General features: G+C 38.1%; 18 protein-coding genes and 1 tRNA gene. 16 read left to right on the top strand and 3 right to left on the bottom strand.

Translation table 11 applies throughout. The features are described 5' to 3' along the window. The first annotated feature begins 41 nt into the window (after positions 1-41). From H5S39_RS08845 to H5S39_RS08835, 3 genes are all read left to right on the top strand, one after another. Positions 42-114 (top strand) — tRNA-Glu (locus tag H5S39_RS08845). Between the two features lie 154 nt (positions 115-268). Then, positions 269-1,156 carry a hypothetical protein gene (locus tag H5S39_RS08840; RefSeq protein WP_182596743.1) on the top strand — a complete coding sequence of 296 codons (888 nt, stop codon included), beginning with the start codon at positions 269-271 and terminating at the stop codon, positions 1,154-1,156. Between the two features lie 265 nt (positions 1,157-1,421). Then, positions 1,422-4,553, top strand: a complete 3,132-nt coding sequence (locus tag H5S39_RS08835) for a mucin-binding protein (RefSeq protein WP_182596742.1) — start codon at positions 1,422-1,424, stop codon at positions 4,551-4,553. Positions 4,554-4,699: 146 nt separating this feature from the next. Here H5S39_RS08835 and H5S39_RS08830 read toward each other — a convergent pair whose 3' ends face one another. Then, complete coding sequence (locus tag H5S39_RS08830; RefSeq protein WP_182596741.1) at positions 4,700-5,284, bottom strand: hypothetical protein; 585 nt, start codon at positions 5,282-5,284, stop codon at positions 4,700-4,702. 205 nt (positions 5,285-5,489) lie between these two features. Here H5S39_RS08830 and H5S39_RS08825 point away from each other — a divergent pair, with 205 nt between their 5' ends. The 5 genes from H5S39_RS08825 (at position 5,490) to H5S39_RS08805 (ending at position 11,427) form a co-directional block, all read left to right on the top strand. Further along, positions 5,490-6,515, top strand: coding sequence for a serine hydrolase domain-containing protein (locus tag H5S39_RS08825; RefSeq protein WP_182596740.1), 1,026 nt, complete (start codon positions 5,490-5,492; stop codon positions 6,513-6,515). A gap of 206 nt (positions 6,516-6,721) precedes the next feature. Continuing rightward, positions 6,722-7,954, top strand: coding sequence for an arginine deiminase (gene arcA, locus H5S39_RS08820; protein WP_182596739.1), 1,233 nt, complete (start codon positions 6,722-6,724; stop codon positions 7,952-7,954). Positions 7,955-8,066: 112 nt separating this feature from the next. Next, complete coding sequence (locus tag H5S39_RS08815) at positions 8,067-8,528, top strand: arginine repressor (protein ID WP_182596738.1); 462 nt, start codon at positions 8,067-8,069, stop codon at positions 8,526-8,528. Between the two features lie 22 nt (positions 8,529-8,550). After that, on the top strand, positions 8,551-9,972 hold the full coding sequence (locus H5S39_RS08810) for a basic amino acid/polyamine antiporter (RefSeq protein WP_182596737.1): 1,422 nt from the start codon (positions 8,551-8,553) through the stop codon (positions 9,970-9,972). A gap of 48 nt (positions 9,973-10,020) precedes the next feature. After that, positions 10,021-11,427, top strand: coding sequence for an amino acid permease (locus H5S39_RS08805; RefSeq protein ID WP_182596736.1), 1,407 nt, complete (start codon positions 10,021-10,023; stop codon positions 11,425-11,427). A 439-nt stretch (positions 11,428-11,866) separates the two neighbouring features. Here H5S39_RS08805 and H5S39_RS08800 read toward each other — a convergent pair whose 3' ends face one another. Together H5S39_RS08800 and H5S39_RS08795 are read right to left on the bottom strand one after the other, a co-directional pair. Further along, on the bottom strand, positions 11,867-12,574 hold the full coding sequence (locus H5S39_RS08800) for a type 1 glutamine amidotransferase (RefSeq protein ID WP_182596734.1): 708 nt from the start codon (positions 12,572-12,574) through the stop codon (positions 11,867-11,869). Beyond that, positions 12,574-13,911, bottom strand: coding sequence for a Mur ligase family protein (locus H5S39_RS08795; protein WP_182596733.1), 1,338 nt, complete (start codon positions 13,909-13,911; stop codon positions 12,574-12,576). The genes H5S39_RS08800 and H5S39_RS08795 overlap by 1 nt, the downstream gene beginning before the upstream one ends. A 228-nt stretch (positions 13,912-14,139) precedes the next feature. Between H5S39_RS08795 and H5S39_RS08790 the strand changes: the two genes are divergently transcribed. From H5S39_RS08790 to H5S39_RS08755, 8 genes are all read left to right on the top strand, one after another. Then, positions 14,140-14,718: a thymidine kinase gene (locus H5S39_RS08790; RefSeq protein ID WP_182596732.1), complete on the top strand. Its 579-nt coding sequence runs from the start codon at positions 14,140-14,142 to the stop codon at positions 14,716-14,718. Between the two features lie 20 nt (positions 14,719-14,738). Next, positions 14,739-15,821, top strand: coding sequence for a peptide chain release factor 1 (prfA, locus tag H5S39_RS08785; RefSeq protein ID WP_182596769.1), 1,083 nt, complete (start codon positions 14,739-14,741; stop codon positions 15,819-15,821). Continuing rightward, positions 15,814-16,680, top strand: a complete 867-nt coding sequence (gene prmC / locus H5S39_RS08780; RefSeq protein ID WP_182596731.1) for a peptide chain release factor N(5)-glutamine methyltransferase — start codon at positions 15,814-15,816, stop codon at positions 16,678-16,680. The genes prfA and prmC overlap by 8 nt, the downstream gene beginning before the upstream one ends. 5 nt (positions 16,681-16,685) lie before the next feature. Beyond that, complete coding sequence (locus H5S39_RS08775) at positions 16,686-17,714, top strand: L-threonylcarbamoyladenylate synthase (RefSeq protein ID WP_182596730.1); 1,029 nt, start codon at positions 16,686-16,688, stop codon at positions 17,712-17,714. 93 nt (positions 17,715-17,807) lie between these two features. Then, positions 17,808-18,443 carry a uracil phosphoribosyltransferase gene (gene upp, locus H5S39_RS08770; RefSeq protein WP_182596729.1) on the top strand — a complete coding sequence of 212 codons (636 nt, stop codon included), beginning with the start codon at positions 17,808-17,810 and terminating at the stop codon, positions 18,441-18,443. Between the two features lie 143 nt (positions 18,444-18,586). Continuing rightward, positions 18,587-20,314, top strand: coding sequence for a phosphoenolpyruvate--protein phosphotransferase (ptsP, locus tag H5S39_RS08765; protein WP_182596728.1), 1,728 nt, complete (start codon positions 18,587-18,589; stop codon positions 20,312-20,314). Between the two features lie 100 nt (positions 20,315-20,414). Further along, complete coding sequence (locus H5S39_RS08760) at positions 20,415-21,530, top strand: YibE/F family protein (RefSeq protein ID WP_182596727.1); 1,116 nt, start codon at positions 20,415-20,417, stop codon at positions 21,528-21,530. After that, entirely contained in the window at positions 21,527-22,300 is a 774-nt protein-coding gene (locus H5S39_RS08755) for a YibE/F family protein (protein WP_182596726.1), read from the top strand. The genes H5S39_RS08760 and H5S39_RS08755 overlap by 4 nt, the downstream gene beginning before the upstream one ends. Positions 22,301-22,411: the final 111 nt, after the last annotated feature.

Raw genomic sequence — 22,411 nt, 5'->3', positions numbered from 1 at the left:
CGAATACAAAACAATAACGTATAATCTTACTTGTACGTTATTGCCCGCTGGTCAAATTGGTTAAGACGTCGCCCTCTCAAGGCGGAGTTACGGGTTCGATCCCCGTGCGGGTGATTACAGATTGGGTCTGTTGCTCATTAATATTGAGTGACAGACTTTTTTTAATTTATATTACAAAATTAAAAAAAACGTTAAGAAAATAGTGATTTAATGCTATGATGGTTTGGGAACGCAAGAAAAAGAATAGGATGGATTTGGTGGATTAATTATGCGAGTAATGAATTTAATGATAGTACTAGCAATTATTGCGATTATTATTTTAGCTGCTCAATATATTTCACAATTACGAAAAAATCGTAGCGGTAATAACTTTGTTAGCGGAGGACGAGTATTCTTTAACTGGACATTAGTAGCTGTCTTAGTAATCTGTATTGGGGGCATTGCCTTTGAGAGTGTTCATTCACGTCACCAAGAAGCAAAGTCTGACCAGACCAGTAAGACAGAAAATGTTGAATATGCAGCTTCTAATGATGATAACCTAGGTAAGGTTTCAGTTCAGTTTAATAAGAAAGTTGAGATGAATGCTAATGGCGAAGCTAAAGTAAATTTTAAGGTTTCACCACAGACAACGTTAACTATTCGTGGTCACAAAAGCAAAGAAATCGTTAAGACCTTTAAGGCAAGTAAAGGTCAATCTCTTGTAAAACATAGTTATACTTTTGATGTTGCAGGAACGTATGACATTATTGCCGAACGTGGGAATCAAAAAGTAACCAAAAAGTTAAAAGTAGAAGCTAATGATGATGTTGATAGTTCGTCTTCAAGTAGTAGTTCAACTTCAGCCAGTTCAAGTTCTGTAACGACTTCTTCTACAAGTAGTTCAGCTACTTCCTCATCACACTCTAGTTCTACTTCAACAACTGCACAAAGTAATAATAGTAATTCTTCAAATAATGCTACTAATACTACGGCTGCTTCTAATAATAATTCATCAAGAAGTTATGGTAGTACTTACCGTGCACCGCATTACTATGGTGGTGGTACTGGTAATAGGCATAATACGACATCATCTAATCCTGCCCCTTCTGGCAATACGCATAGTAGTGAAAATACTCAGGAAAATGATGGGTATGTTACAGATGGTCCGCAATACTAAAAATAGTATTTAAATATCTAGTGATAAAAGAATAATTGATTTTAAAGGACAAAAGATAATTTTTTCATATGAAAAATTATTATTTTGCCCTTTTTTGTTATATTAAATATCTTAAAAACATTGATATATCAACTAATCTGTTATAAATAAAAGGATACAAAGTAAAATAAAAGATTTATCAGTGTTGAAATAACAAATGAGTATATTATACTCAATGGTGAAATAATAGTTATCGAACTATAAAAGTATTTAAGGGGGATTAGAAATGCTTGAGACAGATGAAACAAAAAAAGATAAAGTGATTGGTGTAAATCTTGTTTCAACTGAAACTATTGGGGGACAAGTAAAGGTAAAGAACGATTTATCTGCTTCAAGTATTGTTTCATTGAACGAATCATCTTCAATGAAGAAGTTGCTAGAATCAGTGCCTAATTTTGCAGCCCAGCAGCAGAAGCTAAGCATTCAAGAGCCTGTAATAAAAAATAATCCTGCATTAGGTGTTTATAAATTAAATGATGATTTAGATGGGCTTCAGCATGGGACATACTTGCAAGCAACTAATCGTGTAAACCATGGTAAGGATCGTTCCCTTGTCAGCCGAAGCGGAATGGACCAAACAGCCTCCCTAGTCAACTATAAAGACGTGGTAGATTTATGTGGTTACGGACACCTAAAAAACACGACAGAAACGGCTAAATCAGTTGAAGTAGTTTATACACTTCCGACTTTTGAAAGTGACAGTAACGATAAAGCCCAATTAGTTATTGATGGATCACGAGTCAATGAATTTGATGGCTTTGAATACAAGGATGAAGAGGGAAATGTTATTCCAGGATTTGACATTACCTATAGTTATCAAGGCCATGAGGGAGAATATTCTACAGTTGATACTTTAAAGCAGCGGGATGATTTTAGTTGGGAAAAAGTTACTGCAATAATGGTATTTGGATCATTGTTGCCTAATAGCTCATATCGGGTTGAATTTCCATTTAAGATTGTTAACGGTGAAAAGGTAAGTAGTCAAACAACTTATCATTTGAATGAGTATGCGTTCTATGATTTAACGATCAACCAGCATACGACGTCACGATTAAATTTTCGGTTAAGTACACCTATTTTTGCTCATGATGATTATCAAGACATTCACTTTGTAGCTCTTGATCGGACAGATAGTGGTTATCAGGTTTTGTCACCTGAAGTACAAGAGATTATGCCAACTTTAGGAGATGTTCCGTATAGTATTAGCAATTTTGGTGATACGACTGTGATTGATGATACGGAAAATATTGAGAATGTGTTATGGCAAGGTGGGCATTATTTCTTTACCTTAACTGCTATCCAGAGTGCAATTCAGGAAAATGGATACTCCGTTGATGTTGATGAAACAGGAAGAAAATTGATGAATGCTTATGCTTTTACTGTACCAACTGAACAGTTAGATTTTGAAGCCATTGATTTTATTCCTTATATTGTTGTACATCAGCTTTTAGTTACTAAAGATTTTACGTTAAAAGCTGAAGCAAAAGATAAGTGGACACCAGATGATGGAATAGTTAAATTAAAAGGACTATCTGCAAGTAATGAGGAAGTAACGGTAAATCCTGAACAAACATTTATTATTGATAATTCAGAATTGGATAGTGCTAAACCGGGCACGTATAATGTGATGATCGGATATTTTCTTAATGGTAGTGAAGATGAAAATATGCTGATTACTTCCCCTACAACTATTACCGTAGTTGAAAATAAACAAACAATTAACGTTTACTATGTCGACCTTGTAAATGCGATTGATAAGCCTAAAGCTGAGTTACAGCCAAGTGACGGTAAGGTTCTTAATGATCATACACAAACCTTTACCGGTAAGGGAGATACAACTTATAATAACCAACTATGGGGACCAGCTGACGGTTATGAAATTTTTAAATATGAAGATGGCGCAAAAGAAGGAACTTATGATGGCGGACAACCTGCTCGTGATTATTATGTTTATTTAACACACAAGGTTGAGAAAATTGATGAAGACCATCAAGTTACTCGTACCATCATATTTAATATGCCTAATGGGGCTAAGCAAACTATTAAGCAAAAAGGACGTATTCAGCGTTTTGGAATTACTGATATGACGACTGGTGAAAAGACGTGGAGTGATTGGAGTTCAGCAACATTACCAGCTGTAAAAGCACCAACGATTCCAGGTTACACCAGTTGGGATGTTCCTGAGCAGTCAATTTCGTTAACTACCAAAGATAGTAGCCTTAATGTTACGTATGACCCAAAGAAGGTTGACGTTACGGTTAAATTTGTTGATGAAGATGGCAAAGTAATTAGTAAACAACAGTTAACGGGACTTGCCGGTGAATTAATTGATTATTCACCAACGGACGAAATTAATCAGTTAGCTGAACAGGGCTACTTGATTGTTGATAATGGACTGCCGAAGAATGCGCGCTTTAATGCGATAAATGATGGTCAGCCGCAAGAATATCAGATTGTAGTAAGTAAGCATGAGTCACAGGCTCAGCCAATTACGGTCTTTTATGTTGATGTGCCATTTGATCGCTTACCGCTTGTAAAGCCAACCTCGGGGACAATACTAAAGAGTTATACTCAACATTTAGATGTTGCTGAGGGAGAAAACTATACTAACAAGTTACGAGACTTTGCGGCAGATGGCTATGAGCTGTTTAAGGCCGATAACGGGGCGACAACTGGGGAGTATTTTGCTGGAAGTCCAGAACAACAATACTATGTTTACTTAACACATAAGACAACACCGCTAAAAAATGAACACAAAGTAACTCGGACAATTGAAGTTGTGATGCCAGACTTGACTCATCAGAAGGTTGTTCAAGAAGCGATTGCAGTACGTCAAGGGGTGCATGATGATGTTACAGGTCAAGATATTTGGCAGGATTGGACTACCGGGATTTTACCTGAGTATACTCCTGTTTCAGTAGCAGGATATGAGGCTGATACTGTGCCGTCGTTAGAAGTAGATAAAGATGCTGATGATTATGAAGAAAGCATTACATACACTCCAGAACCCGCAGAAATTATTGTGAAATTTAATGACCAATTTGGTAAAGAAATTAAAGTAGAAAAATTAAAGGGAAAGACTGGCACAGAATTTGACTATGATCCCGCAAACGAAATTAAAGCATTAGAAGGCCAGGGATATGTGCTTGAAAATAATAACTTTCCGGCAGACCATCATTTTGGACCGGGAAAACAAACATATGTAATTCAATTAAATAAGTTAGTAGCGGTAACACCGCATAGTGCCGAGGACTCCAAAGTAGTAACAAACGATACTAAACAACCACAGTCAGTTAAGAATGGTGAAGCAGTATCAAATAAAAAAGGAATCTTTGCCGCATTTAAAGGACTGTTCTAAGTACTAATAAGAGATCAGAAAATAATCCGATCCCTAAAGATAAGGATGTAACAGAGTAGTAGCCATCCTTGTGGCAATTCAAAGACAAATACCCCAAATCAGCTTGTCAGCCGATTTGGGGTATTTTCTTTAATTAAAATAATTGCTTAATTATCGTAGCTTCCGATAATTGGATTCATTTCGTGAATTTGATTTGTTGTCGGATCATATTGGTAGGTACCGGTAAGGTGGGCGATATTTGGATCGCCGCCTTGATTATTCCGCACTTCAATTTGGTAATTATTGTTTTGATTATTTTTAGTAACGTAATAATGATTACCATCTTGTTGGACACCGCTTGTCTTAACAAAGCTTGTTAACACTTGTTTGTCGTTATTAGCGACAGTTGCACTTGAACTTGTATCTACTGATTGAGCAGCTTTACTACTGCTACTGCTCATTGAACTACTTACCTGCTTATTAGCCTGACTGGTAGCTGTTGCTTTAGCCTGACTATTTGAATTCGATTTTGTTGACGAAGTACTGGAATTAGCTGAGGTATCATGAACTTTAACTGCTTTTTGACTGGTTGAAGAAGTAGCAGTTTTTTTATTTGCTTGCTTGGTAACCTTAGTAGTAGCGGTTGACGTCTTTGATGATGGGGCCGCTGCACTATTAGTACATCCAGCTAATCCTAGTGCAGTCAAAATTACTAACGAACTTGTTAAAACCTTACTTGTCATCTTCGTCATTTTAATGACCCCCTCATATCTCTCTTAGAATTGTTTTATCAATCTTACACATTTATTATACCGCCTTTTGAAACGTTTTTGTAATATTTTTAACTTTTTTGTCATATTTGGCTGGTTGTGTTCAATAAATTAAATCTTCTTTCCCCTATTAATATAATTAAGTTAAAATTGATAACACTTAATATAATACGAGGAGCGAATAAGGATGAGTAAGTATGATATGACAATTACGAAACTGCATCAAATGGTAAAAGAGGGGATTGTTCCAGGAGTTAGTTACGTGATTTTTGACCATCATGACACAATAAAAGAAGTAACTGGATTATCTCAAGTATATCCGACCCCTGAAAAATTACATGATGGAATGTTATACGATGTCGCTTCACTAACTAAAGTAATTGGGACTGTCCCAGTAATTGCAATCCTGATTCAAGCGGGTCAGCTCAAACTTGATGATCCGGTTAATAAATTTTTACCAGCGTTTAAGGATTCGCGGCCAACAGTTCGTAATTTATTAACGCATACTTCAGGAATTGCTGGATATATTCCTCATCGTGACGAATTGAACGCGCCTGAACTAAAGAGAGCGTTTTTAGCTGATATGCATGTGGAAGATAGCCTAAACCGGCAAATAAAGTATGCTGATGTAAATTATCTTTATTTAGGGTGGATTATTGAAACAATTTGTAATAAACCGGTTCAACAAGTAATTACAGAACGGGTAATAAAACCTTTAAATTTGCCAACTGCAACTTTTAACCCGGCGCCACAGGATTGTGTGCCAACAGAAGTGCAAACTAAACGAGGGTTGATTAAAGGTACGACCCATGATCCGAAGGGCTTCATCCTGAAAGAACATTGCGGGTGTGCTGGCTTATTTGCTTCTTTAGATGATTTAACTATTTTTAGTCATGCATTAATTGAAAGTAATTTAAATGGATTATTATCTTCGCAAATAGTGAACGCAATGTTTGAAGACCAAACCCGCATTCCCGGTCCTCATACTCGGTCACTTGGTTGGAAATTATTTCATGCGGTTAGTGCTGATCATCATCTTCTAATCAGCCATACCGGATTTACGGGGACATGGATGGTACTGGATCGTCAAAATGATCAGGGATTTATTGTGTTAACTAACCGTGTTCATCCGACTGCTAATAATCAGGAATATTTATCAGCACGTGACCACCTTTTTGCTACGTACCTCATAGAAAAAGAAAAAACTTTGTGAAATTTATATTCATGGTAATGAATAAGCTTGTTCTTAAAATATGCAATTTAGGTCAATGCAATGTATAAAAAATGCTAATTATTTATATTAATAACTTCTATTGTTATAATTCACTAAATGCTGTTATATCAGTGTTTGACAACGGTTACATAAACAAATATTATATAAGTGTACTCAAGTGATACTTCAAAAAGGAGTGATATTGTATGCAAAGTCCAATTCATGTTACGTCAGAAATTGGGAAGCTTAAGACAGTTATGTTGCATCGGCCTGGTAGGGAAATTGAGAATGTTTATCCTGATATTCTTCACCGAATGCTAGTAGATGATATTCCATACTTACCAATTGCTCAAGAAGAACATGACCTATTTGCGCAAACGTTGCGTGATAACGGTACAGAGGTATTGTATCTTGAAAATCTTTTAACCGATGCATTAGCAGATAATAATATTAAGGATGAATTCCTAGAAAAGATTATTGCTGAATCAGGGTTTGCCGGGGGCGCAATTCACGATGCATTGAAGGAATACTTACTTAGTTTTAGCACAAAAGACATGGTTGATAAGATTATCGCTGGTGTGCGGAAAGATGAAATTAAGACTAAGTATGTGTCGCTTGCTGAGTTAGCTGAAGATAAGGATTATCCATTCTACATGGACCCAATGCCAAATGCTTACTTTACGCGTGACCCACAAGCATGTATTGGGGACGGAATCACAATCAATCACATGACATTCAAAGCACGTCAACGTGAATCATTGTTTACCGAATACATTATTAAACACAACCCACGCTTTGCTGATAAGGGTGTTAACGTATGGCGCAGTCGTTACCCAGAAGGTCGGATTGAAGGTGGAGACGAACTAGTTCTTAGTGACCAAGTATTAGCAATTGGTATTTCTCAACGGACATCAGCTAAGGCTATTACTGAATTAGCTGAAAGCCTTTTTGAAAAGTCTAATTACGATACTGTTATCGCTATTCATATTCCACATAATCATGCAATGATGCACCTTGATACTGTATTTACAATGATTAATTATGATCAATTTACAGTTCATCCGGCAATCCTCCGTGATGGTGGCCATGTTGATGCATATATTATGCACCCTGCCGCTAATGGTGAAATTTCAATTACTCATGAAACAAACCTCAAGGAAATTCTTGAGAAGGCACTTGATAAGTCTGAAATTGATTTGATTCCTACTGGTGGCGGAGACCCAATTATTGCCCCACGTGAACAGTGGAATGATGGTTCTAACACGTTAGCAATTGCTCCAGGTGAAGTTGTTACTTATGACCGGAACTATGTCTCAAATGATTTGCTGCGTAAACATGGCATTCTTGTTCACGAGGTTCGTTCAAGCGAATTATCACGGGGTCGTGGTGGTCCACGGTGCATGTCATGTCCAATTGTTCGTGAAGATCTCAAGAAATAAATAGATTAATAAAAGCAGCAAACTTATCTGAACGAATTTTAGAAAGGGTATAATTTTGCTGCTTTTTCTTGTATCATTTTAGTGTAATTAATTTGATAAGAAGGGAACACGAATGGATCGAAAGGCAAGACGAAAATTTATTGAGCAGGTTGTTAATGACCGTAAAATTGAAACACAGGATGAACTGCTAAAACTGTTATTAGATGCCGGGTTTGAGACAACCCAAGCGACGATTTCTCGCGACATTCACGCATTAAATATTGTAAAGGCTAACGATGGCGATGGTCATACCCACTATGTACAGTTACATGTAACGCCAGAGCATGGCTTTGACCGATTGTACCAAGGGATTCATGATAATGTACGGACAATAGAGACTGTCCAATTCATGAATGTAATAAAAACCGCCCTTAATTCTAGTTATGCAACAATTCTCGCGGGAATGTTTGATGAACTTGATATTCCTGAAGTTGTAGGAACGCTTGCCGGTAATGATACCTTAATTATCATTAGTAAAAATAATGATGACGCTAAAATGATCTATGACTTAATTATTCAACACATGCATTCGTAAAAAGCATAGGAGGAATATCTTTATGGAGGAACAAAAGAAAGGTATCGGTAAGGGCGAATTAATTGCTTTAATCGTTAGTTCATGTATCGGTACTGGAATATTCGGAATTACTAGTGATGTTGCTGCTGCTGCGGCACCGGGTCCTGCATTGTTGGCATGGATCTTTGTTGGAATTGGATTTTTAATGTTGGTTCTTTCCCTAAATAACCTATCAGAAAAACGACCAGATCTTACGTCAGGAATCTTTTCATATGCGGGAGCAGGTTTTGGTCCGCTTGGTGAATTTATTTCTGGTTGGTCGTATTGGCTGTCTGCATGGTTAGGGAACATCGCCTTTGCTACTATGTTAATGAGTTCGATTGGGACATTTTTCCCGACATTTAAAGGTGGACAGAACCTCCCGTCGATTATTGTAGCGATTATCTTTTGTTGGTTACTAACCATTCTTGTTAATAATGGAGTGGAAAGCGCATCATTTGTTAACATGATCGGAACAATCTGCAAGGTTTTACCGTTAGTTATTTTCATCATTATGATGGTTGTTTGCTTTAAGGCCGGAATGTTTACCGCTGACTTCTGGGGCCGGGTTGCTGATAATGCTTCTAAAGGGACAACAACTGGTTCTGTGTGGGAACAAATGAAAGGTACCTTAATGACATTAATTTGGGTATTTATCGGTGTTGAAGGTGCGTCAGTAATGGCTAGCCGTGCTAAGTCATTGACTGCGGCACGAGAAGCATCACTTGTTAGTTTTGGGATTTTGGTTGTTATCTATGTTTTAATTTCCATCTTACCTTATGGCGCCTTAACTCGAGCAGAATTGGCCGGAATGGGGCAACCGGCTATTGGTCATGTCTTACAAGCAACTGTCGGTAATTGGGGTTCAATTCTGATTAACGTTGGGTTGATCATTTCAACGATTGTTTCCTGGCTCTCATGGACAATGCTACCAGCTGAAACAACCATGTTAGTTGCTGATGATAAGGCGATGCCAAGCGTTTGGGGAAAAGTTAACGCTAAGAAGGCACCAACTGCTTCGTTAATGATTACTGCCGTATTACAGACAATCTTCTTATTCTCCTTGTTGTTCACTGATAAGGCTTATGAATTTGCTTATTCCTTGTGTAGTGCAGCAATTTTATTCTCATACTTATTTGTTGGACTTTACCAAATGAAGTACAGTTCTGCACATCAAGAATGGGGACAGTTTACGATTGGATTGCTTTCCGCTGCGTTCATGTTTGCCTGCATGTTCTTAGCTGGTTGGCAAGAAGTGTTGTTGGTATCGATTAGTTTTATCCCAGGATTTTACATTTATTACTTGGCATGTAAAGAAAATGCACGGAAAGTTACAACTGCTGAAAAGTGGACAATGGCATTAATTTTGATCTTAAGTATTGTCGCAATTTGGTTAGTTGCTAATGGAACCATTGCTATTAGCTAGGTAAATAATGTATAATTATTCCACATTTTAAGAATATTTATAAGTGAGGTGATTAAGGTGAAGGAAAAGAAGTTAAATCTCTTCCTCTTAATCACCTTAATTGTAGGAACGATTATTGGTGGCGGAATATTTAATAGTCCAACCGACTTGATTTTGAAGGCAAACCCATTAGCGTCATTAATCGCATGGCTGATTGGTGGCCTTGGTATTTTGATGTTAGTACTAGTCTTTTACAAGCTGTCGATTATAAAGCCGGAGATGAATGGTGGAATTTATACTTACGCTAAAGAAGGCTTTGGTAATTACGTTGGCTTTAATTCTTTTTGGGGTTACTGGATGGGAGCAGTTTTTGGAAATATTGCTTTTATCTCGCTTTTCTTTAAGACCCTGAATAGCATGCTCGGAACGCATCAACTTTCTCCATTATGGTGTTTTATTGGTGGTTCGATAATATTATGGGGATATACTGTAATCGTATGGTTTGGTGTTCACGAAGCTAGTATTTTAAATGCGGCTATTACAATTCTTAAGATTTTGCCATTGCTCTTGGTGGTTATAGTAGGAATTTTTGCCTTTCAACCCCATGTTTTTAGTGTTCCAGATTGGTCAACCGTATTGGCTGTTAATCATCATCAGGCATCATTAAGTGAGCAGATAAGTAGTGCGATGAGTACCATTGTCTGGTGCTTTGTTGGTATTGAAGCGGCAGTTTCGATGTCGCGAAGAGCTAAGCAAGCAAAAGACGTTGGAAAGGCGACGGTTATTAGCTTTGTAATTGTATTAATCCTCTACATTTCAATTTCTATCTTACCCATGGGAATTCTCCCCGCAAAGGAACTGAGTCAAGCATCGGTACCACTTGCTGCCACACTTAATCACACAGCATTAGGAGCCGTAGGAAGTTTAATTATTAAGGGCGGTTTGTTAATTTCTTTATTGGGAGCATTGCTAAGCTGGTTTATGATTGGACCGGAAATTGCGTATGTGACAAGTTATGATAAGGATATGCCACGTGCTTTTAAACTTGTTAATAAACATAATGTTCCGGGATTTGCATTAATTGTTTACACTTTAATTATGCAGATTTGCCTATTAGTATTACTATTGCCTCAATTACAAACTGCGTATACTGTTGCTTATACATTAGCTGCAACGATGACACTAGTTGCATATCTATTATCTGCCTTATATGGTTTGAAACTGGCCTTTAATGAAAGACTTGGATTGGGATTTAAGATTGTGGCATCTCTTGCATCTGTTTATGCTGTATACATGTTAATTGCTTCGGGGCTTGAATATGTTTTTGCTAGTGCAATTATCTTTGCCCTTGGAATTCCGCTTTTTGTAAGAGCACCAAGTAAAATGACGAAGAAAGAGAAGTGGCTGGCAGTAATAATTGCGCTTGCGGGATTCGTGGCATTACTTTTGATTATTGATGGGAAAATAAGCTTTTAAGAATGTGTGTAGTAAAAGTTGATCTTCGTTTTGCTCTTACGATTTCATAATCAAAAATGGGTTTCAGTATTCGGTCTTGCCGAACACTGAAACCCATTTATAATATTGCATTATTTTAGGCAATTCATTCACTAATCATGTTGCTTTTTATATTGTCCATTCGCCAAACAACGTAAGTTTCGATTAGGGTAATCAAGCTAACTAATAAAATAGTAAAGTGAGATGAAGTGAGAAAAAGTAATATGATTAAAATCCACGATATCCAATTCCACCGTCGTTCAAGCCGCATAACTTTGGCAAATCTTGGTGGAACGTTGGTAGGATTTTGAATGGCTAGCAGTTGCAATTGGGAAAAGAGGCGAACTTCCCAAAAACTTTCTACTAAAAAGATAATAGTAAATACAAATGTTATTGTTTGATCCAATATTTGTCACCTTAACTAAAATGTCGGCACAATCTTGAGCGCCTTTTGGCTACTAAGATCGGCATTAGGGTACTTATATTCAAGGGCGGCGAGAAGGATTTTTTTAGCAATTTCGCCATTACGGGTTAAAATTGGTCCATGAAAATATGAGCAGTAGGTGTTTTTATAAATTGCACCTTCAGTTTGGTCCTCACCGTTATTACCGTTTCCAGAGATAACTTTTCCTAGAGGCCGCTCTCCTTTTCCAAGAAAGGTTCGCCCATTGTGATTTTCAAAGCCGTGATATTCTTGACCGCTTTCCTCATTTTTTATTGTAATGTTACCAATAAAGCGATGATTATCTTGGCTTAAAGTGTAATGGTCAAGAATTCCTAATCCGGGAATTTTTTTACCATCAGCGCCAATATAATAATGACCAAGTAATTGGTAACCGCCGCATATAGCTAAAAATGGTTTGCCTTCGTTAATAAACTTATCAATCGCATCGTGTTTGTTAGGGAGATCCTTTGAAACGACCAATTGCTCATAATCTTGGCCGCCACCAAAGAGTGCTAAGTCAAACTCATCAGGATTAAAGTTATTATCGATACTAACAACCTTGACATCAATATCAGTGTCCATTTGCTTAGCGTAGTATTGTAAGGCAATGATATTTCCGACATCACTGTAAGTATTTAAGAGATCACCATAAAGATGGGCAAGGTGTAAATGATATTTTGCCATTAATCCATTCCTCCTTTGATGTACCCCTTATCTGCTAATTGTTTCCGTAGCTGAAGAACGGCTGTGTAAGTAGCAAGGATATATACGTGTTCTGTTGGCATCTCTTTAATCTTGTCGATTACTTGAGTAAGATCAGGTTCATGCCACATTTCCTTTATTCCAGCCATTGTTAAGCGGGTAGTTATATCTTTGTAGCGTTCTCCACCAGTCATATACTGTGGAATTTGATGGCGGGCAAGTTTTTCAAAGTCGCCATCCCAAATCCAACTAGTATCAATGCCATCAGCGTAATTAGCATTTAATAAGAATGCAAAACTGAACGGCTTTTCGTCAGTTTCAATCATATCAAGGACTTGGTTAAGCCCCACCGGATTTTTGACCAGAATGAGCGTTACCTGCTTACCGTCAATATTAATAACTTCTTGTCGACCAAAGACGCGTTCGTCGGATTCAAAGGCATCTTTGATCTGGGTCTGACTAACGCCAAGAAAGCGCCCGAGTGAGTATGCGGCTAATGCATTATAAATGTTGTATAGCCCCCCAATTCCAATAGTGTATTCTTGCCCATCAATCTCGAAGGTTGAGTGGGTAGGCGTGAGCTTATCAATCTTGGTTACGGCATAGGTTAAAGTGGGACGATGGAACCCGCAATTGGGACAAAAGTAATTACCGAGGCCGGCATAGGTTCGCATTTTGTATTTTAAAATATGCTGACACTTTGGACAAAGAAGGCCATCGGTATTAGCAGGAGCATTGAATGGCGCCCTTTCTTCGTGATTAAAGCCATAGTAGATAACGGGATTGGGCAGCTCTTTACTATTAAAAAGCTGCTCGTCTCCATTTGCGATAATGGTGGCCTTTGGTGCTAATTTAACGCCCTTTAGAATTTTATTATAGGTTGTATAGATTTCACCATAACGATCCATTTGATCACGAAAAATATTAGTAAAAACAAAAGCAATTGGGGTAATGTATTGGCATACTTTTACTACATTTGCTTCATCGACTTCAAGAACTGCTAATCCTTTTTTCTTCGGACGAGGAGCGGTAATAAAAGTAGTTACGATTCCTTGTTCCATATTAGAACCAGTGGGATTAGTGAGTACCTGATCATATTTTTCCCGGAGAACCCGAACGCTCAAGGCGGTGGTGAGGGTCTTACCGTTTGTCCCTGTTATAATTACAAGGTCGTATTTTTTGCTAAAGGCCTGCAGAATATTGGGATCAAGCTTTAGTGTAAGCTTTCCTGGAAGAGAGCTTCCACCATTCATAAATGTATGGAGGAACCAGTAGCTTGACCGTCCAGCAAATTCAGCAAATGAACTTCGAACTGTCATGAATGATTGTAGTCCTTTCGTATAAATTGTAATAATATATGATGTTTAAATTTTACCGTTTAATTTTAAACTTAACGGTGCTAAAAAGAAAGTTATTAAGTAGAAATTATTATAAGCTTTAAGTCTTTTGTTGTAAAAATAGTTTTCTTCCAATGTAGAACTATTTAAATGACACAAATTTTTGGATATAATAAAAAGTACTATGCAAACAAAAAAGGAGCAATTGTAGTGGCACAACTATTTTTTAAATATGGCGCGATGAATTCCGGTAAATCAATCGATATTTTAAAAGTTGCTCATAATTATGAAGAGCAGGGGAAGCCAGTTGTTTTGATGACTAGTGGAGTGGATAATCGTTCTGGTCAAGGGGTTATTGCAAGCCGCATTGGATTAGAGCGAAAAGTAAAGCCAATAATGGATGATACGGATATCTACGCTTATGTTAAAGGGATAGACCATAAAGTATACTGTGTCTTAATTGATGAAGCCCAATTTTTAAAAAAGGAACATGTCCTGCAATTAATCAAGATTGTTGATGAATTAAATATTCCGGTAATGGCATTTGGTCTCAAAAATGATTTCCGTAATGAATTATTTGAGGGGTCAAAGTACTTGCTGATTTATGCTGATAAGATTGAGGAAATGAAAACAATTTGTTGGTTTTGCCCACGTAAGGCAACAATGAATTTGCGAATTCATGACGGAAAACCGGTCTACGAGGGTGAGCAGGTTCAAATTGGTGGTAATGAATCGTATTATCCTGTATGTCGGAAGCACTATTTTCATCCCCAACTAAAACAACAATAGGAGGAATGATCGCAATGGAAATGGAAGAAATTTTCGATAAGCTCCAAGCGGTTGCAGACCGGTATGATGAGCTAAACGAATTGATTAGTGACCCTGAAGTTATTGCTGATTCACAGCGCTTTATGAAGCTTTCAAAAGAAGAAGGAAGTTTGCGTGAAACAGTAGAAAAATATAATCAATATAAAAAGGTTACTCAGACAGTTAATGATGATGAAGAGTTGTTAAGAGAGACTAATGATGACGACCTGATCGCCTTAACAAAAGAAGAATTAGCAGAAGCAAAGGAGAAACAAGGGCAATTAGAAAAGCAGCTTGAGATTCTCTTAATCCCTAAAGATCCAAATGATGATAAAAACATTATTATGGAAATCCGTGGAGCTGCTGGTGGAGATGAAGCAAGTCTTTTTGCAGCTGACCTTTATAACATGTACCTTCACTATGCAGAAAAGCAGGGCTGGAAAGTTGAAGTAGTGGACCGCAATGAGACTGAAGTTGGCGGATTTAAAGAAATTGCTCTTATGATTACCGGTGACAAAGTTTATTCCAAACTTAAATTTGAAAATGGTGCTCACCGGGTTCAACGGGTTCCAGTTACCGAATCGGCTGGCCGGGTACATACCTCTACGGCAACTGTAGGGGTGATGCCTGAAGCAGAAGATGTCGATGTTGATATTGATCCTAAAGATATCCGTGTTGATGTATACCGTTCAAGTGGTGCAGGTGGACAGCACGTTAACAAGACATCATCCGCGGTACGAATGACTCACCTTCCAACGGGAATCGTGGTAGCAATGCAGGATGAGCGATCACAACAACAAAACCGTGCTAAGGCGATGAGAATCTTAAAATCACGGGTATATGATTATTACCAACAACAAGAGCAGAGTGCGTATGATCAAAAACGAAAGGATGCAATTGGGACGGGGGATCGTTCAGAACGAATTCGAACCTACAACTACCCGCAAAACCGAGTTACTGATCACCGAATCGGCTTAACTTTAAATAAGTTGGATAAGATTATGGCTGGTGATCTTGATGAGATTATTGAGGCGCTAATTGTGGCTGATCAAACACAAAAGTTGGAGCAGTTACGGAATGAATAATTTTACGCCACAAAATTATTTTATGGCTCAACGGTGGGCAAAAGAACAGCTGAGTGGTACTGATATAGACCTGTTTGCGCCGCAGTTCTTACTTCAACAGCGACATGGCTGGGATGCTACTCACTTGTTATTACATAACCGTGACCAAATGCCAGATAATGAAGTAAAATGGTGGCACGATGCGATTATACGATTGCTTAATCATGAGCCTGCTCAATATATTGTTGGGCAGGCCCCATTTTATGGGCGTACATTTAGACTGAACAAGCATGTTTTAATCCCTGAAGCTGAGACGGCTGAATTAATTGAATGGGTATTAGCAACAATGCCAGCTGATCCATTAAAGGTACTCGATTTGGGGACGGGTAGTGGTGTTATTGGGATTACGTTAGCGTTAGAACGTCCAAAATGGGATGTGACGTTAAGTGATATTTCCCCAGCAGCCCTAAAAGTTGCCCAGCAAAATATGACAACATTTGGTTTAGATCTACCATTGATTGAAAGTGATTTGTTTGCTAATATTTCCCAACGCTTTGACTTAATTGTGACGAATCCACCATATATTGATAAGGCGGATACGGGGGTGATGGACAAAGCGGTGTTAGCAAACGAGCCTGCGCTAGCTTTATTTGCGGATGAGCATGGTCTTGGTTTTTACCACCGATTATTTAAGCTAGCGGGGCAACACCTTACGACTAATGGTCAATTATTTGGTGAAACTGGTTATGACCAGGAAGAATCAATTCAAACTTTATTGCATCAAACTGATAGACACGCACGAATATGTCCACGGCATGATGTGGCAGGAAAAATGAGGATGATACACGCATGGGATTTTTCAGACGCAGGAGGAAGATAGTAAGAATGGATACGCGAATTTTTCGAAGTGGCGAAACTGATCAGGCAGCTGCAGCAATAAGACGTGGCGAATTAGTTGCCTTTCCAACTGAAACTGTTTATGGCCTCGGTGCTGATGCAACAAATGAAGAAGCAGTAAAAAATGTTTACCTTGCAAAGGGACGCCCGAGTGATAATCCATTAATTGTTCATGTTAATTCAGTAGCAATGGTTGAACAATATGCTGCAGAGATTCCAGCTAATGCCCGTAAACTAATGGCAAAATTTTGGCCTGGATCATTAACGATTATTTTAAAAATAAAGAAAAATGCCCTTTCCAAAACCGTAACTGGCGGTTTAAAGACCGTGGCCTTTCGTTTTCCAGACTGTCAACCAACGCTGGACCTAATAGAAAAGGCGGGAGTTCCAATTGTTGGACCTTCTGCTAATACGTCTGGTAAGCCTAGCCCAACAACCGCTCAACACGTTTATCATGACTTACATGGCAAAATTGCCGGGATCCTTGATAACGGTCCGACACGAGTGGGGGTAGAATCAACCGTCTTAGATATGTCAACAGATCAGCCAGTAATTTTGCGACCAGGGGCAGTTACGAAGAAAGATATTGAAGGTGTAATTGGCTCAATTGATCTTAACCATCATAAGGTTGGTAAAAATGAAATTCCTAAAGCGCCAGGGATGAAGTATAAGCATTATGCTCCTAAAGCGCAGGTGTACATTGTTGATCCGGAAACTGATTGGGATCAGGTTGTTGCTTGGATAAAAAAGCAACCATTTGATGTCGGAATGATGGCTGAAGAAAAGATTCTGCAGCGAGAAGTATTACCGATGAATGCAATTCAATTTTCATTAGGAAAAAATGTCCAAGATGCAAGTGCACGACTTTTTGATGGATTGCGGCAATTTGATGACCAACCAAACGTTAAAGCAATTGTGACCCAGGCATTTCCAGCTCATGATTTGGGCGGTGCTTATATGAATCGGTTAAATAAATCGGCGGGTGGAATGCACTTTGCTCAAGCAATCTTAAAGTAAAAATATTAATTGTCGAAAAACTGGTTAAGTCCTTTGTCACGCCTTGATTTTTCTGGTAAAATAGTGAAGAAATTCAAAGGAGTGTATTTTAGCATGGGTAAATTTGAAGTTATTGATCATCCATTGATTCAACACAAGTTAACAATGATTCGGGATAAAAATGTTGGGACAAAGTTTTTCCGGGAAACTGTTAAGGAAATTTCAACTTTGATGGCGTATGAAGTTGCGCGTGATATGCCTTTAAAAGATGTTGAAATTGAAACCCCGATTGCTAAGACGACTCAAAAAGAACTTGCTGGGAAAAAAGTTGCAATCATTCCAATTCTTCGGGCAGGTTTAGGAATGGTTGATGGGATGACTGACCTCATTCCTGCGGCCAAAATAGGCTTTATCGGTATGTATCGTGATGAAGAGACATTAAAGCCTCATGAATATTTTGTAAAATTACCAAATGATATTACTGAACGGCAATTGTTTATTGTCGATCCGATGCTGGCTACTGGTGGTTCAGCAATGATGGCAATTGAAGCACTAAAGAACCGTGGTTGCCAAGAGCAAAATATGAAGTTTGCTTGTTTAGTTGCTGCCCCAGAAGGTGTCAAAGCTGTTCGTGAAGCATACCCTGATGTCGATATTTATACTGCTGGATTAGATGATCGTCTAAATGAAGATGGTTACATCGTTCCGGGCTTAGGTGATGCTGGAGATCGCCTTTTCGGCACGAAGTAATTAATAGACCTATAATAAGCAAATAGGGGATCAGTGAGAGTTACTATTTCTCATTGGTCCCTTATAGTATTTTTAAATATCGTTTGGTGTTGAAAATGCTTTCGCTTATAATAAGTACTATAACGGAAAAGAGGGATTGATGGATGGAAACCCGGATTAAGGGAATTGCAGCAAGTGATGGTGTTGGAATTGCTCCCGCTTATTTATTAACGAAACCAAATTTAAGTTTTGAAAAGTATCATATCAGTGATGTAAATGTTGAGAAACGACGCTTACATAATGCGTTTGACAATATTATAGCTAACCTGAAATCAACTAAAAAGAACTTAACTGGCAAGCTTAGTGATGATGACTTGGCAATTTTTGATACTCATATTGCAATATTAAATGATCCAGAAATGATTAAACAGGTTGAAACGCGGATTACCAATCAGCGCTTGAATGCTGAATCAGCTTTTACGGAAGTGATTTCCAAGGCTATTAAGACGTTGCAAGCAATGACTGGTAATGAGTATATGCAAGAACGAGCGACCGATTTTCAAAATATCCATGACCAGGTCTTGGCTAAGTTAGAGGGAAAAGAATTACCTAACCTTCGTTCGTTAGACCATCCGGTAATTGTAGTTGCACATTCAATTGGCCCTTCGGATACCTCACAAATGGATGCTCGTTTTGTTAAGGGAATTATTACAGATCTGGGCGGAAGAACAAGTCATGCCGCGATTATGGCACGGTCATTACAAATACCAGCAATTGTTGGATGCAATGACATTACTAGTCGCATAGAAAACGGGCAAGAAATAGTTGTTGATGGCTTTGAAGGAACGGGGATAATTGATCCTTCATTTACAACTATTGAGCAATATCAAAACATTGCCAATAAGTTTATGAATATTCGAGAACAATGGCAACGGATGATTGATCAGCCATCGGTAACGGCAGATGGTCATAGCTATAAAATTGCTGCTAATATTGGCTCATCAGTTGATATTCCAGCTGTAATTGAGAATGGTGCGGATGGTGTTGGCCTTTTTAGAACAGAATTTCTTTACATGAAGAGTGATCATTTGCCAACCGAAGAAGAGCAATTTATCGCTTATCGGCGTGCAGTTGAACAACTAAATGGTAAGCGTTTAGTTGTTCGCACACTTGATATTGGTGGTGATAAGCCACTTAGCTTTATGCCATTACCTAAAGAAATGAATCCCTTTTTGGGTTATCGTGCAATTCGAATTGCTCTTGACCGTCCAGAAATGTTTAGGACCCAATTACGAGCGTTATTACGGGCATCAGAGTATGGCAAAATTAGTATCATGTTTCCAATGATAACTACTTTAGAAGAATTACAGAAAGCAAAGCAGATTTATTATGAGGAACAAGCCAAGTTGGCAGTTAACCACCCACAAATTGGGCAGGATATTCGTTTAGGGATGATGATTGAAGTGCCACTTGCTGCACTAAACGCTGATCGGTTAGCTTCCGAGGTAGAGTTTTTTAGCATTGGTACAAATGACTTAATTCAGTATTGTTTTGCTGCTGACCGTGGTAATGATGCTGTTTCGTATCTATACCAGCCGTTAAATCCGACTTTTCTTAAATTAATTAAACATATTATTGATGCGGGGCACGCCCATAATACAATTGTTGCTATGTGTGGGGAAATGGCTGGTGACCGTTATGCGTTGCCTTTATTAATTGGAATGGGATTAGACGTTTATTCTATGAGTGCTGGCTCGATTTTACGTACGCGTTCAATGATGAGAAAGCTAGACCGCCGCAAGTGTGAGCAGCTCTATCAAAAGGCGATTGCAACTTGTGATTCAATGACAGCAGTAAAAGAATTAGTCCAAAAATGGCTATTAAAGAATTAAGAAAGGATTTAGGAAAGGTAAAGATTGTTCCTAAGTCCTTTTTTTATCAGGAGTTAATAGTAAAATTGCAATAGTTTGCCGTTATTAAGGAGTGAAAAACGTGACTAAGCAGTTTTGGACGAAAGAAAAGACGTGGCTCTTGCTTGTCTTAATCGTTATTGGGGTAGGAGCACTTATTTTTACCAGTCATAATGAACGATTTTATCGGCAGCCAATTGCAAGGGTAATTAGTGAAAAAACAGTTGGACAGCGCAAAGTAAAAGACCAGTTTGATAATGTTGATCATCAGTATAATCAGCAATTAAGGGTTAGGATGATGAATGGAAAGCAGCGGGGACAAGTATTGACTGTTCAAAATACTTATAGTGACTCGCAGCCAATGGACCAGCGTTACCGTATTGGCGATGATATATTTTTAACTCAACTCCGTAAACAACACGGTCACCTTTCAGCTAATGTTGATGGTTATAAACGTGATACCGTTATTGTTTTTTTGCTGTGGCTTGTTATCTTAATGTTACTGCTGTTAATGGGACATGCAGGATTGCTCGCGCTTATTAGTGTAGTGATTAATGTAGTTTTATTTTTAGTTGCTATTGAAATTGACCTAAAGCAAAGTGGCCAGCATATAATGTTACTTTTTAGTATTCTAGCAGTTATATTTACTTTTATTAGCTTATTGTTGGTTCTTGGGTTTAGTAAACGAATGCTTGCGACATTTGCGGCGACAATTATCGGAACGTTTGTGGCTTTAGGAGTAAGTATCTTGGTATTTAATTGGACTCATGAACGAGGGGTTTTCTATGAATCAATGGAATATGTTACCCAAGTTCCGCGACCACTCTTTTTAGCAGAAACGTTACTGGGTTCACTAGGAGCAGTAATGGATGAATCAAGCGATATTATTGCTACTCTTTTTGAGTTGAAACAATTAAATCCACAGGTAACACGGAAACAGTTATTTATTTCAGGACGTAATGTTGGAAAATCAATCATGGGGCCGCTTGTAAATGTCCTTTTCTTAATTTTTATGGTTGATACATTTACCGGCAGCCTACTCTACATAAAAAATGGAAATTCATGGGGCTATACTTATGCAATGAACATGAGCCTAGGAACAATTCAGAGTCTGATTAGTGGAATTGGGATTGTTTTATCAGTACCGCTTGTTAGTCTCTTTGGGGCATTATTACTAGGAAAGGGGACGCAAAAATGACAACGATTACCGGTTTAGGGATAGTACTCCTTATATTAATGGTTTTAGTTGGTGGCAAACAGGGGTGGACCGCTTTTATGAGTTTATTACTTAATTTCGGCTTCCTTTACTTTGCGGTTGTGTTAGTAGCGTTTCATGTTCCCCCTCTCTTTGTAACAGTGACCATTGGGACGACGATTTTAGCCATAACAATTTTTATGGGGGAGGATGATTTACGGACAACCGTTACTGCGTTTTATTCATCACTAATAGTGCTTGGCTTGATACTTATTTTAATTTTTATTGTCGAACACTGGGCAATGGTTCAAGGATTCGGCACAGAAGATAGTGATGAATTAGAAGGGATGTCAATCCTCATTGGAATCAGCTATTTAAAAGTTTCAGTAACAACGACGATTTTAAGTACACTGGGAGCAATTGCGGAAGCGGCAATGGCAATTGCATCCGGGTTAACTGAAATTCTGACGAATCACCCAGAAAGAACTGATCGTCAATTAATTCATAGTGGAATGGCAATTGGTCGGCAAATAATCGGAACGACCTTTAATACATTATTCTTTGGCTTTTTTGGCGGATTCTTGGCATTATTCATCTGGTTTTTGGGCCTTCACTATTCATTTGGAACAATTATGAATAATAAAATTTTTGTAGCAGAAATAATTGAAATTTTAATTTCGTTTATCGGGGTTCTAATTACTGTCCCAATGACATCATGGGTAATGGCAAAACGGCGAAAATCTATTGTTGACAATTCGGCAAAAACAAAGTAGTATACGAATAACTTATAAATAGACCTTTAAACGAAGTCCCGTGAGGCTTCAAAGGTACGGATAAATTCAAAATAGTTTTTTAAAATAGGACTATAGGATGAGACGACTTTG

Origin of the sequence: Limosilactobacillus rudii, assembly GCF_014145455.1 — a bacterium.
GTDB lineage: Bacteria > Bacillota > Bacilli > Lactobacillales > Lactobacillaceae > Limosilactobacillus > Limosilactobacillus rudii.
Note: the sequence above shows the minus strand (reverse complement) of the source record. Positions and strands in the feature narration are given on the sequence as shown.

What these genes read in the sequence shown, in the direction of transcription:
- prfA (WP_182596769.1), top strand. Translation starts at nt 14,739, where the DNA reads ATGGAAGAAATTTTCGATAAGCTCCAAGCGGTTGCAGACCGGTATGAT.
- arcA (WP_182596739.1), top strand. Translation starts at nt 6,722, where the DNA reads ATGCAAAGTCCAATTCATGTTACGTCAGAAATTGGGAAGCTTAAGACA.
- prmC (WP_182596731.1), top strand. Translation starts at nt 15,814, where the DNA reads ATGAATAATTTTACGCCACAAAATTATTTTATGGCTCAACGGTGGGCA.
- H5S39_RS08775 (WP_182596730.1), top strand. Translation starts at nt 16,686, where the DNA reads ATGGATACGCGAATTTTTCGAAGTGGCGAAACTGATCAGGCAGCTGCA.
- H5S39_RS08835 (WP_182596742.1), top strand. Translation starts at nt 1,422, where the DNA reads ATGCTTGAGACAGATGAAACAAAAAAAGATAAAGTGATTGGTGTAAAT.
- H5S39_RS08830 (WP_182596741.1), bottom strand. Translation starts at nt 5,284, where the DNA reads ATGACGAAGATGACAAGTAAGGTTTTAACAAGTTCGTTAGTAATTTTG.
- H5S39_RS08795 (WP_182596733.1), bottom strand. Translation starts at nt 13,911, where the DNA reads ATGACAGTTCGAAGTTCATTTGCTGAATTTGCTGGACGGTCAAGCTAC.
- H5S39_RS08825 (WP_182596740.1), top strand. Translation starts at nt 5,490, where the DNA reads ATGAGTAAGTATGATATGACAATTACGAAACTGCATCAAATGGTAAAA.
- H5S39_RS08840 (WP_182596743.1), top strand. Translation starts at nt 269, where the DNA reads ATGCGAGTAATGAATTTAATGATAGTACTAGCAATTATTGCGATTATT.
- upp (WP_182596729.1), top strand. Translation starts at nt 17,808, where the DNA reads ATGGGTAAATTTGAAGTTATTGATCATCCATTGATTCAACACAAGTTA.
- H5S39_RS08810 (WP_182596737.1), top strand. Translation starts at nt 8,551, where the DNA reads ATGGAGGAACAAAAGAAAGGTATCGGTAAGGGCGAATTAATTGCTTTA.
- H5S39_RS08815 (WP_182596738.1), top strand. Translation starts at nt 8,067, where the DNA reads ATGGATCGAAAGGCAAGACGAAAATTTATTGAGCAGGTTGTTAATGAC.
- H5S39_RS08755 (WP_182596726.1), top strand. Translation starts at nt 21,527, where the DNA reads ATGACAACGATTACCGGTTTAGGGATAGTACTCCTTATATTAATGGTT.
- ptsP (WP_182596728.1), top strand. Translation starts at nt 18,587, where the DNA reads ATGGAAACCCGGATTAAGGGAATTGCAGCAAGTGATGGTGTTGGAATT.
- H5S39_RS08800 (WP_182596734.1), bottom strand. Translation starts at nt 12,574, where the DNA reads ATGGCAAAATATCATTTACACCTTGCCCATCTTTATGGTGATCTCTTA.